Below are 13014 nucleotides of genomic sequence, written 5' to 3'. Positions count from 1 at the left end.
ACCATACACTAACCAGAAACCTAAATGAAAGTAACCATATCAAGAAAAGCACATTTTAATGCTGCACATCGATTGCATAGGAAAGATTGGACAATGGAAAAGAACAATGCTGTTTTTGGAAAATGTAACAATCCTAATTTTCATGGTCATAATTATGGTTTAACAGTAAGTGTTACAGGAAAAATTGACCCCGAAACCGGTTTTGTTTTAGATGTGAAAGTATTAGCGGACATTATACTGGAAGAAGTAGAAATTCCGTTTGATCACAAAAACCTGAATCTGGATGTTCCCGAATTTCAGGATTTGAATCCAACAGCAGAAAATATTGCCGTTGTGATATGGAATAAAATTAGAAAAAGAATTCAGCCTGATTTCGACTTAGAAATCGTTTTGAATGAAACGGACCGCAATTTTGTAACCTATAAAGGAGAATAAAAAAATGTCATTAAAAACAGGAGATATAGTTCCGAATTTTACTGCAAAAGATAGTCACGGAGAAGTTTTTGAAAGCCAGAGTGTTTTGGGACGGAAACCGCTCGTGATTTATTTTTATCCAAAAGACAATACACCTGGCTGTACCACCGAAGCCTGCAGCTTTAGAGATCAATATGAAGATTTTAAAGATCTCGGAGCAGAAGTGATCGGCATCAGCAGCGATACTGTAAAATCACATCAAAAATTCGCTAATAAACACCAGTTACCTTTTATATTGCTATCAGATCAGGATAAAAAATTAAGACATCTTTTTGGTGTTCGTGATAATTTATTCGGTCTTTTGCCGGGAAGAGTAACCTATATAATAGACCGAAATGGTGTTGTTATTCTGATTTTTGATAGTATAAATGCCTCAAAGCATATTCCTAAGGCATTAAAAACAATCAAGGAATTAGTATTATAGATTGAAAAAATAGTAGTACATCAACATTAAATTAATAAAGATATTAGCCCTAAAAAAACTATGAAGCCACAAACGTACCCTTTGCAATTTGACCCTATCTTAAAAGAAAGAATTTGGGGAGGAGAAAAACTAAAAACGATTCTTAATAAACCGATTGTTTCCAAAATTACAGGCGAGAGCTGGGAATTGTCTACTGTAGAAGGCGACGTAAGTGTAGTGTCTAACGGATCTTTGAAAGGTAAATCCCTAATGGATCTGATTGAAGAAATGCCAAAAGAAATCCTGGGAACAAAAGTTTATGAGCGTTTCGGAAAACAATTTCCATTGCTTTTTAAATATTTAGATGCCCGTGAAGACCTTTCCATACAGGTACATCCCAACGATAAACTGGCAAAAGAGCGTCACAATTCTTTTGGTAAAACCGAAATGTGGTACGTAACGCAGGCTGATCCTGAAGCAAGGATCATTGTGGGATTTAAAGAAAATTCCAGTAAAGAAGAATATCTGAAACATTTAAATGACAAAACTTTAGTTTCAATTTTAGATGATGTGAAAGCAAAACCTGGCGATGTTTTCTTTTTGGAGACCGGAACGGTTCATGCAATCGGTGCCGGTTTGGTGGTGGCCGAAATCCAGCAGACTTCCGATATTACGTATCGTTTGTATGATTTCGATCGTAAAGATGCAGAGGGAAACACCAGAGAGCTTCATGTAGATTTAGCGCTCGATGCTATAAACTATAATAAAGTAGAGACGCAGAAAAAATATGAGACCAAGACGAACGTATCCAATACAGTAGTTGATTGCCCGTATTTTACAACCAATTTTATTCCTTTAGAAGATAAAGTTGCTGTTTCGAAAACAGGAGAAACTTTTACCGTTTATATGTGTATTGAAGGAAGTTTTGAAATTGAATACGACGGATTTAAACAATCGTATAGCAAAGGAGATACAGTTTTGGTTCCGGCTGAGATAAATGCATTTATCCTGACCGGAAAAGCTTCAATTTTAGAAATTTACATTTCATAGCACGTAATAGAAAGATTATATGTACTTTTGCAGTCGCAAATTAAAATAAAAATAAAAATGGCAAACGTTAAAAATTTAAAGAAAGACATCAACTTCGTATTGGGAGATATTATTGAGGCAATTTACTTATTCGAAATGTCTACTACAGGAAATCCTACTCCGGAAACGAATGCTTTGATTGATCAGGCTATCGCTGCTTTTGACACTTTGATCACAAAAGTGAATGCTAAGAACGTTGAAAACAAAAAAGCGCACTTCAAACAAATCAATGTTGAATTGGAAGAAACTGCTAATCAATTGATTGCTAAAATCAACGAATTGTAAGCAAAAAAAAGTATAAAAAAGTGCAAATATATTTTGGTAAAACGAAAAACCGCTTTATATTTGCACCCGTAATGAGTCGCCAGCGTAGCTCAGTTGGCTAGAGCAGCTGATTTGTAATCAGCAGGTCGTGGGTTCGAGTCCCTCCGCCGGCTCAGCGTAAAACCATCACTTTTTAGTGGTGGTTTTTTTATTTAAAGTAAAGGGTAAATTTATTTTGGAAAATAAAAAAAACCACTTTATATTTGCACCCGTAATGAGTCGCCAGCGTAGCTCAGTTGGCTAGAGCAGCTGATTTGTAATCAGCAGGTCGTGGGTTCGAGTCCCTCCGCCGGCTCAACGTAAATTAACCATCACTTTTGTGATGGTTTTTTTTTGCTTTAAACTTAAATTAAATTCCAATTTTCAAATTCCAAATTCCAACCGCGACTTCAATTGGAATAGGGGATCAATTTCAAAACTTGCGGAGAGAGAAAAAAATACCGCAAAGAACGCTAAGTTTTTTACTCTGGGCTTTTATAAAGGCAAAGTTCGCAAAGCTTTATTGACTTTGCTTTGCGAACTTTGTGCTTTCTAAAACATTCTTAGATAAAAATCTTTGCGTTTCTTTGCGGTAAAAAATAATAATGCCTATTTTTTTATGTTTTTCCATAACATTTAGTGTTGGTCCGCACCTTGGAATTTGGAATTTGGAATTTGAAAATTGAAATTTCGTATTGGATCAAAAAAAACGCCCTGAATTTTCAGGACGTCTTGGTAATTTTATAATGTTCAGAAAATTATTTCTGCTCTGATTTTTTAATATCACTAACATACTTTGTTAGTTTTTTGCCGTAAAGAGATTGTGCTACTTTTGGAGTCATTGATTTTTGAATGGTATCCAGAAATTTAATATTGATGTCGTAGATCTCCGCTAAAGCGATATAAGGGGCTATTTCGTGATCTTTGTGGTTAATAGCGAAGTTTGTAGCGAATAAGTATTTTCTTTTGATATTAGACTGTTGTTTTGCGTCGATACTGTCAACCGCTTTTTGATCCTGTCTCTTGATCGCTTTAAATTTGGATTCAACCATGTTAAGGTTTTCGTCATTAAAGCGGGAATTTATTTTTTTATACTCTTCATATAACTCCTGATTTTTAGATCCGGTAATTTTAGCACCGTATATAAAATTGTCTAAGTTCGTTTCGATGTTAAGATTTCCCGGTTCAGCAAAAAATAAAATATTATTATCCAGTGAATTTGTTACGCCACGATCCAGGAATAAATAAAGCATTTCCGGAGATTCTAATTTGATATCTCTTTCGAAAGTTGAATTCCCGTCGATTTTAATCGAGTCGATAGCAACAAGAGAAGTGTCCACCACTCTTTGAATGTATAATGTTCCTTTTTTTAATCCTTTTATGTTTCCAGTAAGATGTAAACCGTCCGTAGTTTCTTTTTTGCTGCAGGATGCCAGTAGGACAATTGTAGCAAAGGCAATAATTGATTTTTTCATTGGTTTTTTAGATTTTGCTGCAAAATAAAGAAAATAGTTTGAATGTTGGGAAGTAAGGGTTTAATTTTTGTTAAAAATAAAACCCCTTGCTATTTTTGAATATTTTTTTAAAAATGAATGAGTTACATCGGTCAGGTAGTACTAGATTTAATTATTTACTAGTGTTTCGGACTGGGGACTTTAAAATAAAAAAGCCTGCAAGTTGTATTTGCAGGCTTTTAAGCAGATTATTAGCTGTAATCTTATTTGATCATTTCAAAACTTCTTTTCACAAAAGCAGTTAATGCTTCTCCTTTTAAAAGGTTTTGTGATAGTTTAGCTAAATCTAAAGCTTGTTTTACCAAATGCTCCTGATGTGTTTTATCTTCTGTATTTAAAATACTCGCAGCCAAATCAGAATTGGTGTTAACAACCAGATTGTACATTTCCGGCATATTTCCCATTCCAAACATTCCGCCGCCGCCGGACTGGCTCATTTCTTTCATTCTACGCATAAATTCCGGTTGCGTAATAATAAACGGAGCTGCCTGGCTGTCCATTGCTTCTAGTTGTACAGAATACGCTTTTGGAATATAGGATTCCAATGAAGTTTTTAAAGTTTCTTTTTCTTCGTCAGATAATTTAGAAATCGTGTTTTCATCTTTTTTGATCAGATTATCAATATGATCAGAATCGACACGAACGAAACGTAAATCGCTGTTATCACCTTCTATTTTCTGAATTAAATGCGAAATGATCGGAGAATCCAAAAGTAAAACTTCGTATCCTTTTTCTTTTGCAGTTTCAATATAAGAGTGCTGCGCATCTTTATTTCCAGCGTATAAAACAATCAGTTTTCCGTCTTTATCGGTTTGGTTGTCTTTCAGTTTTTCTTTTAATTCTTCAAGCGTAAAGTAAGTATCATCAACTGTCGGATACAATACAAACGCACCTGCTTTTTCGTAGAATTTGTCTTCAGAAAGCATTCCGTATTCTAAAACGATTTTGATATCGTTCCATTTTTGTTCGAAATCAGTACGGTTTTCAGTAAATAAAGCTTTCAGTTTGTCCGCTACTTTACGGGTAATATAGTTGGAAATTTTCTTCACTGCACCGTCAGCCTGTAATCCTGAACGGGAAACATTCAAAGGAATATCCGGAGAGTCAATAACCCCTTTTAACATCGTTAAAAATTCAGGTACAATTCCTTCTACGTTATCGGTAACGTAAACCTGGTTTTGGTACAATTGAATTTTATCTTTTTGAATTTGCATGTCCGAACCTAATTTCGGGAAGTACAGAATTCCGGTTAAGTTAAACGGATAATCAACATTTAAATGGATGTTGAATAAAGGCTCTTCGAATTGCATTGGGTACAATTCTCTGTAGAAACTTTTATAATCTTCATCCGATAATTCAGTCGGCTGTTTGGTCCAGGCCGGGTTTGGATTGTTGATGATGTTGTCTTTTTCAACAGTTTCATTTACGTAATCTTCAGGAGCATCTTCCGGTTTTGGAAGTGTTTCTGTTCTTGTCCCGAATTTAATCGGAATCGGCATAAACTTGTTGTATTTGTTTAATAGACCACTGATTTTTGAATCTTCTAAAAATTCAAGAGAATCTTCTGCAACATGAAGAATGATCTCTGTTCCGCGTGAAATTTTGTCAGCAGGCTCTAAAGTAAATTCAGGGCTTCCGTCACAGGTCCAGTGCGCAGCCGGTTCGTCTTTGTAGGATTTCGTAATGATTTCTACTTTCTCTGCCACCATGAATGCAGAATAGAAACCAAGACCAAAGTGGCCAATAATTCCGGAATCTTTAGCAGAATCTTTGTATTTGTCCAGGAATTCTTCAGCTCCGGAAAAGGCAACCTGATTGATGTATTTTTCTACTTCATCAGCTGTCATTCCTAAACCCTGATCGATAATGTGGATTTTTTTACCCTCTTTGTCAATCTTGATTTCAATAACCGGATTCCCGTATTCTACTTTTGCCTCACCAATACTTATTAGGTGTTTTAATTTTAAAGTAGCATCGGTTCCGTTTGAAACCAGCTCACGTAAAAAGATTTCGTGGTCGCTGTACAAGAATTTTTTGATTAAGGGAAAGATGTTTTCTACTGAAACATTAATTTTACCTGTTGTCATATTTTTTAATTTTTAGTTTAATGTGATGACTTTCATTTAGTCAAATAGAATACCAATTCTTTTTAGAATGACAAAATGTCGCAAGTGTTAATTTTGAAAGAAAATAATCAGATTCTGGAAGGAAACTATTTCTATGAATCGTATATTTGCGCTATAATAATTGTTAAACGTGTAAGTATTAACTTAAATAAATGTATAAAATGAAGAAAATTATTTTCATTTGCTTGATTGCCACAATGTTTTTTGCGTGTAAATCAGCTTCGTCAACAGCTTCAACTGAAGCGACACCGCTTTCTACTAAACTTGACAGACCTTCTCAAGTAGCTATTAAAGGAAATTGGGTTCTTACCAATGTTTCTTATCCTGGTTCTGACTATATAAAAGTAAACTCCTTTGATCTTGCCGATTCAAAATGTTTTATTGGTAGTACCTGGAATTTTATTTCAAATAATAATAAAGGTACAATGACACTAACCGCACCAAGCTGTACTGCGTTTACGTCTCCAATTGTATGGAGTATCAATAATCAGGGGCTTTTTGTTCTTAAAATTGTTGAGCCCGGTACAAAATCAAAAAATGTAAAATCAGGCTATTTGCTAAAAGTAGCAGGCTTAAGTGATAATTCGTTCCAGCTAATCGACACCATTAATGTTGGCGGTCAGACCAAAGAGGTAACGTACCAGTTTCAAAGAGCTAATTAATATTAAAAAGAATAAAAATGAGAAAGATAACAGTTTTAGGTTTGAGTAGTTTACTTGTATTAACAAGTTTTTTTATAAGTTGTGATTCCGTAAAAAATGCAAATAACACACAAAAAGGCGCCGGAATCGGAGTAGTTGCCGGTGGTATTATTGGTGGTATTTTAGGAAACAATTTAGGTAAAGGCGGAAACGCTGCCTTAGGAGCTGCAATTGGAGCTGCTGTAGGAGGTGGAACAGGAGCACTTATCGGAAATAAAATGGATAAGCAGGCGCGTGAAATCGATCAGGCTTTACCGGGCGCTGATGTTGAAAGAGTAGGGGAAGGTATTCACTTAACTTTAAATGAAAATGCAGTTCGTTTTGATACTAATAAATCAACGCTTACCACTCAGGCAAAAGCAAATTTAGATAAATTAGTTCCTGTATTTAATGAATACGGAGATACTAATATTGAAATTTTTGGATATACAGATAATACCGGAAAACCGGAATACAATCTGACACTTTCAGGACAAAGAGCTGCGGCTGTGCAGTCTTATTTAGTAGCGAAAGGATTAAAATCAAGCCGTTTTAAAACTTCAGGTTTAGGGATTGCTGATCCTATTGCCACTAATGATACTCCGGAAGGAAGAACTCAAAACCGTCGTGTTGAATTTGCTATTACTGCAAATGACAAAATGGTAAATGATGCTAAGACAGAAGCTGGAAAATAATTGCTATACAATATAATTTGAAAAAAGCTGTTCGTAATGAACAGCTTTTTTTTTGACTTTCGGTTTTAAAGATTGTAAATTTGAACCCTCAATTAGAATTCAATGCTTGATATAAAAAATATCTCCTTTTCGTATACGGATGCGCCGGTTATTAATAATGTGACTTTTTCAATAGAAAAAGGGCAGAATATTGCTATTATAGGAGAAAGTGGCTGCGGAAAAAGCACACTCCTGAAGCTTATGTATGGATTGTATGATTTAGATGAAGGCGAGATTTATTATAATGAAAAACCTGTTTTAGGACCTAAACACAATTTGATTCCCGGAATGCCTTTTATGAAATATCTGGCACAGGATTTTGATTTGTCTCCCTATGAAACGGTAGCAGAAAACGTAGGGAAGTTTCTTTCGAATGGTTTTGCCAACATGAAAAAACTGCGTGTTCAGGAATTACTGGAAATGGTAGAAATGGATCAGTTTGCGAATGTGAAAGCCAAATTTTTGAGTGGAGGACAGCAGCAAAGAGTAGCTTTGGTTAGAGTTTTAGCTCTGGAACCCGAGGTTATTTTACTGGACGAACCGTTCAGCCAGATAGATGCCTTTCGTAAAAATGCGTTGCGAAGAAATTTATTCCGCTATTTAAAACAAAAAGGAATTACCTGTATCATTGCCACTCATGACAGTACAGATGCTTTGTCGTTTGCTGATGAAGCTATTGTAATGAGAAGCGGTGAAATCATTGTAAAAGACAATCCGACAAAAATTTATGAAGACCCTGAAACGAAATATGTAGCGTCCCTTTTTGGAGAAGTCAATGAAGTAGCAACACATTTATTAGTTCCTTACGAGGACGAAACACATAAAACGTTAGTGTATCCGCATCAGTTTAAAATGGTTCCGGAATCTAATTTGCCTGTTAAAATCAGAAGAACTTATTTTCGGGGAAATCATTATCTGATAGAATCAGTATATAAACGACAACTGGTTTTCTTTGAGAGTGAAATTGATTTACCGGTTGAAGAAAGTGTTTTTCTGGCCTTAAATTATTTATAAGAAAAAAATATTGGATACTTAATACAAAACCCGACAGGTTTCAAAAACCTGTCGGGTTTTGTATTTAAAAAAAACTTAGCACCTCAGTACCTCAGAGCCTCACCAACTAAAAAAAAGAAACCTTTGCCCCTCTGCGACTCTGAACCTTTGTACCTTAAAGAATTAGTTTTTCAAATATTTTTCTAAAAACTGATCCTGTTCCCAAAGCAAATGAAGGATGTTCTCTTTGGCAACATATCCATGCGCTTCTTTAGGTAAAATTACCATTCTTGCAGGAGCCCCCAATCCTTTTAAAGCCTGGAAATAACGCTCTGTTTGTAAGGTAAAAGTTCCCGGATTATTATCGGCTTCACCATGAACCAGCAAAAGCGGTGTTTTCATTTTATCAGCATTCATAAAAGGAGACATTGTATTGTAAACTTCTGGGGCTTCCCAGTAATTGCGCTGTTCACTTTGAAATCCGAATGGTGTCAAAGTTCTGTTGTAAGCACCGCTTCTGGCAATTCCACAGGCAAAAAGATTGGAATGTGTTAATAAATTAGCCGTCATAAAAGCACCGTACGAATGCCCTCCGATAGCGACCTTTTTTCTGTTGATATAACCTAAGGCGTCAACGGCATTGATGGCCGCTTCGGCATTATCTACTAATTGTGAAATAAAATTGTCATTCGGTTCTGTGGTTCCTTCACCGATAATCGGGAAAGCCGCATCGTCTAAAACTACATATCCTTTTGTCACCCAATACACAAATGATCCGTAATACGGAAAAGTAAACTCATTTGGGTTTTGAGTTGATTGACCCGCGCTGTTTTTGTCTTTGTATTCCGCCGGATATGCCCAGATTAACAAAGGTAATTTTTCCTTTTTTGCTTTGTCATAACCCGCAGGAAGATATAAGGTTCCCGAAAGTTCAACCCCGTCCTTACGTTTGTATTTGATTACTTCCTTGCTGACATTTTTAATACTTTCGAAAGGATTTTTGAAAGCTGTAATAGGCGTCAGGCTGTTTTGTTTTTTGATGTTTCTGAAGTAATAATTCGGATAATCATTTTTAGACTGGATTTGCACCAGCACTTTTCCGGTCTTAAAATCTTCAATTTCTATTAAATCTTCTTTTTTGTCTTTATAGGAAGAAGTATAAAGACGTTTGTTTTTTAAGGTTTTAAAATTGAATTCATCTATAAATGGAAACTGACCTTCTTTGGTGTATCCTTCCCCGATAAGGTATGCATTGTCTTTTTCAAGGGCTAATACATATTTGTTATACTCGTTTTTTCTGGTTTCGAAAGTACCCGGATCGGAATAAACATCCTGAGAATTTCTGTCGGTAATTACCTTTGGGGCCTGTCCCGGAGTAGATGGATTAATTAAGTATGTTTTTACATTACGGGTATCATACCATTCGTCAGAAACAATGGCAATATTATCATTCCCCCAGGTTATACCCGAAAAACGCTGTGGTAATTTTACCAGGGTAATCGGATCACTTGTAAAAGGAGCATCCCAAAGAAAAACTTCGTCTCTGAAGTCTGTCTTATTTGCAGGATTTCCCTCGTCTAAAGCAGTCACATAAGCCAAAGTAGCAGGTCTGTCATTTCTCCAGCTCATTTCTCTTTTTCCTTTTCGTACCGCCATAAAACCTTTAGGAATAATTTCGTTTAAAGGAACTTCGTTAACGACTTTAATTTCTTTTCCTCTGCTGTCATAAACAACAGTTTTAGAAGGAAACCTGTTTAAAGGAACTACGTAAGAGAATGGTTTCTGAATCGTGGTCAGCATAATGTAATTGCCGTCAGGGGAAATTCTTTCTCCGGCAAACATAGCAGCTTCCTTAAATAAGGTAGCGGTTCCGTTAAGGCTTACCTTGTATAATTCTGAAGTCACGCTGTTTTCAAAATTAATTTCATCATTTTTGTTTTTCAACATATCCGGATAGGTCCTGTTTTGGGATTTTTCTCCTGAAGTATTCGAAACAATTGGTCCCGTTGGCAGGTCTTTTTTGGAATCCAGTAAAGGTTGTCTGTTCTTAGGAAGCATTTTGACCAATATGGTTTCATTGTCTAAAAACCAGCTAAACGGATTGCCAAGATTGGCATTTACAGTTGCCTCGGTAAGTTTGGTAGCTTTCGCAGTAGCAACATCTAAAACCCAAAGTTCAACTCCTGACCTGGTCGTGTGTGAAAACAGGATTTTTTTATCATTTGGTGACCACAGAACATTGCTTATTTTGGGATTATCAGGTAAGCCTGCAACCTGTATTTCATCTGTGTTGTTTATTTTTCGCACTTTCAGGTTGTTAATATAAGTTACTGTACTGGAAATGTTAGTTACAGGATTTATTCGTAATCCAGCCAGACGAAGTTCGTCCTGGTTTAAATCATCTAATGTTTTGTATGTGTTTCTGTAAGACAGGAGCATATATTCTTTTTTAGTATCCATAGATACAGAAGGAGCCCTTTCGTAATCTGCTAAATCTAAAATCGATTTAGAAGGCTTTTGATAAGTCAGGTTTTCTTGTGCAAAGCCAAAAAAACTAAAATTTAGAAATAATAATAGTGTAACCTTTAATTTCATAATTTGAATTTTAGGGGTTTAAAAAATGGTAGTCATAAATGTTTGTCTAAAATACTTTAGTCTTGTTACATTTTAAGTTTGAAATTTAACTTTTTTTAAGTTTTATAGGAATTTATTGCTTTATTGAAATTTAAAACGAATCAATATAAGTTATTATTAAAGTATATTAAATTGTCAATTACGAAAAAAATAGTAATTTGTACGCTTATGTTTTAAAGTATACTTAGATTTGCAATCCAATTTTTTAACAAATAATAAAAAGAATATGTATCATTCAAAAATAGCGGGCTTAGGGTATTATGTTCCTTCTAATGTTGTGACCAACGATGATTTGTCTAAAATTATTGATACCAATGACGAATGGATTCAGGAAAGAACAGGAATTCAGGAGCGCAGACACATCATTCGTGGAGAGGATACCACAACTTCTATGGGAGTAAAAGCAGCTAAAATTGCAATCGAACGTTCCGGCATTGCCAAAGAAGATATTGACTTTGTAGTTTTTGCTACATTAAGTCCGGATTACTATTTTCCAGGACCAGGAGTTTTGGTACAACGTGATTTAGGGTTGAGAACTGTTGGTGCTTTAGATGTCAGAAATCAATGTTCTGGTTTTATTTACGGAATCTCAGTGGCAGACCAGTATATCAAAACCGGAATGTATAAAAATATTTTAGTAATTGGTTCTGAAGTGCATTCAACAGGATTGGACATGACAACCCGCGGACGTGGTGTTTCGGTCATTTTTGGAGATGGGGCAGGAGCAGCTGTTTTAAGCCGTGAAGAAGATTTGACAAAAGGAATTTTGTCAACCCATTTACATTCAGAAGGACAGCATGCTGAAGAGCTGGCTTTACAGGCACCGGGAATGGGAGCGCGCTGGGTAACCGATATTCTGGCAGATAATGATCCGAATGACGAAAGTTATTATCCGTACATGAACGGGCAATTTGTGTTTAAGAACGCAGTAGTTCGTTTCGCGGAGGTAATCAACGAAGGTTTGGAAGCAAATGGTTTACAAGTTTCGGATATTAATATGCTGATTCCACATCAGGCGAATTTGAGAATTTCACAATTCATTCAGAACAAATTCAAATTGTCAGATGATCAGGTATACAATAACATCCAGAAATATGGAAATACCACTGCGGCCTCTATTCCGATCGCTTTGACAGAAGCGTGGGAGCAAGGAAAAATAAAAACAGGAGATACCGTTGTTTTAGCTGCTTTCGGAAGTGGATTCACTTGGGGAAGTGTTATTATTAAATGGTAAACTTTCTGTCTTAATTTTATATTAAAACCTGTTCAGTTTCTGAACAGGTTTTTTATTTTTGACCTGTTTAGTTTTTGATTTAAGAAACGAAGAACCTTTGCAGGAAAATGTTATTATAACGTAAAAAATGAAAAAAAATCAACTCGAAATAGCCTGTTTCAATTACGAATCGGCAATAATTGCCCAGGAAAACGGGGCAGACCGAATCGAATTGTGTGAAAATATGCAACTTGGAGGAACAACGCCTAACTATATTTTAGGCGTAAGAGTCCGTGAACAATTGTCGATTAAAATGCACGTCATTATCAGGCCGCGGGGCGGAGATTTTGTTTATTCGGATGAGGAACTGATCGAAATGAAACAAGACATCAAACAATTCAAAAAATTGGGTGTTGATGGGTTTGTTTTTGGTGTTTTAAAGGAAGATGGCAGTGTTAATAAAGTAAGGAATAAAGAACTGGTAGATTTAGCCAGTCCGCTTTCCTGTACTTTTCACAGGGCTTTTGATGTGGTGGAAAACGTAGAGCAATCGCTGGAAGATGTGATCGACTGCGGTTTTAAAACCATTCTGACCTCGGGACAGGGCGTAAATGTTCTGGAAGGAATTTCAGTTTTAGAGAAAATTCAAAAATTAGCCGGCGACAGGATTATAATCATGCCCGGGGGAGGTTTGAGATCTTCAAATATTCAGGTATTGCAGGAAACATTACAGCCTACTTTTTATCATTCTTCTGCCATTACGGATCAGTCGGAAACAGCAGATTCTCAGGAAATAAAAAAAATAAGAGCTAATTTTTGATTTACCTCACTCTTGATTGCCAATAAAAAAG

At 35.8% G+C, this 13014-nt stretch carries 12 protein-coding genes and 2 tRNA genes; 11 read left to right on the top strand and 3 right to left on the bottom strand.

Features of this window, described 5'->3' with window-relative positions; all coding sequences use genetic code 11:
* Window positions 1-24 precede the first annotated feature (24 nt).
* The 6 genes from GJU43_RS05345 to GJU43_RS05320 all read left to right on the top strand — a co-directional run bounded on the left by GJU43_RS05345 (window position 25) and on the right by GJU43_RS05320 (window position 2585).
* The gene (locus GJU43_RS05345; RefSeq protein ID WP_154339788.1) at window positions 25-435 is read left to right on the top strand and encodes a 6-carboxytetrahydropterin synthase; all 411 of its coding nucleotides are present in this window, start codon (window positions 25-27) and stop codon (window positions 433-435) included.
* Between the two features lie 4 nt (window positions 436-439).
* Window positions 440-898 (top strand): peroxiredoxin, encoded by a 459-nt coding sequence (locus tag GJU43_RS05340; RefSeq protein WP_154339787.1) that lies wholly within the window; start codon window positions 440-442, stop codon window positions 896-898.
* A 60-nt stretch (window positions 899-958) separates the two neighbouring features.
* Window positions 959-1927: a type I phosphomannose isomerase catalytic subunit gene (locus GJU43_RS05335; RefSeq protein WP_154339786.1), complete on the top strand. Its 969-nt coding sequence runs from the start codon at window positions 959-961 to the stop codon at window positions 1925-1927.
* 57 nt (window positions 1928-1984) lie between these two features.
* Window positions 1985-2251, top strand: coding sequence for a hypothetical protein (locus GJU43_RS05330; protein WP_026982865.1), 267 nt, complete (start codon window positions 1985-1987; stop codon window positions 2249-2251).
* Between the two features lie 78 nt (window positions 2252-2329).
* Window positions 2330-2403: transfer RNA gene (locus GJU43_RS05325), tRNA-Thr, on the top strand.
* 108 nt (window positions 2404-2511) lie between these two features.
* Window positions 2512-2585: transfer RNA gene (locus tag GJU43_RS05320), tRNA-Thr, on the top strand.
* Window positions 2586-3027: 442 nt separating this feature from the next.
* On the opposite strand, the gene GJU43_RS05315 is transcribed toward GJU43_RS05320, so the two are convergent.
* Complete coding sequence (locus GJU43_RS05315; RefSeq protein ID WP_154339785.1) at window positions 3028-3744, bottom strand: DUF4369 domain-containing protein; 717 nt, start codon at window positions 3742-3744, stop codon at window positions 3028-3030.
* 242 nt (window positions 3745-3986) lie between these two features.
* On the bottom strand, window positions 3987-5870 hold the full coding sequence (gene htpG, locus GJU43_RS05310) for a molecular chaperone HtpG (RefSeq protein WP_154339784.1): 1884 nt from the start codon (window positions 5868-5870) through the stop codon (window positions 3987-3989).
* Window positions 5871-6070: 200 nt separating this feature from the next.
* Here htpG and GJU43_RS05305 point away from each other — a divergent pair, with 200 nt between their 5' ends.
* From GJU43_RS05305 to GJU43_RS05295, 3 genes are all read left to right on the top strand, one after another.
* Window positions 6071-6571 (top strand): lipocalin family protein, encoded by a 501-nt coding sequence (locus GJU43_RS05305; protein WP_154339783.1) that lies wholly within the window; start codon window positions 6071-6073, stop codon window positions 6569-6571.
* A 17-nt stretch (window positions 6572-6588) separates the two neighbouring features.
* Window positions 6589-7284, top strand: coding sequence for an OmpA family protein (locus tag GJU43_RS05300; protein WP_154339782.1), 696 nt, complete (start codon window positions 6589-6591; stop codon window positions 7282-7284).
* 102 nt (window positions 7285-7386) lie between these two features.
* Window positions 7387-8337 carry an ABC transporter ATP-binding protein gene (locus GJU43_RS05295; RefSeq protein WP_154339781.1) on the top strand — a complete coding sequence of 317 codons (951 nt, stop codon included), beginning with the start codon at window positions 7387-7389 and terminating at the stop codon, window positions 8335-8337.
* A gap of 162 nt (window positions 8338-8499) precedes the next feature.
* Here the strand turns inward: GJU43_RS05295 and GJU43_RS05290 are convergent, their stop codons facing one another.
* Complete coding sequence (locus GJU43_RS05290; RefSeq protein WP_154339780.1) at window positions 8500-10911, bottom strand: S9 family peptidase; 2412 nt, start codon at window positions 10909-10911, stop codon at window positions 8500-8502.
* A gap of 265 nt (window positions 10912-11176) precedes the next feature.
* Between GJU43_RS05290 and GJU43_RS05285 the strand changes: the two genes are divergently transcribed.
* Complete coding sequence (locus tag GJU43_RS05285) at window positions 11177-12184, top strand: 3-oxoacyl-ACP synthase III family protein (protein ID WP_154339779.1); 1008 nt, start codon at window positions 11177-11179, stop codon at window positions 12182-12184.
* A gap of 127 nt (window positions 12185-12311) precedes the next feature.
* On the top strand, window positions 12312-12983 hold the full coding sequence (locus tag GJU43_RS05280) for a copper homeostasis protein CutC (protein ID WP_154339778.1): 672 nt from the start codon (window positions 12312-12314) through the stop codon (window positions 12981-12983).
* The last annotated feature ends 31 nt before the right edge of the window (window positions 12984-13014 follow it).

Source organism: Flavobacterium sp. LC2016-23 (assembly GCF_009674775.1).
GTDB lineage: Bacteria > Bacteroidota > Bacteroidia > Flavobacteriales > Flavobacteriaceae > Flavobacterium.
The sequence above is the reverse complement of the archived record's forward strand: the minus strand, read 5'-3'. Positions and strand labels throughout refer to the sequence as shown.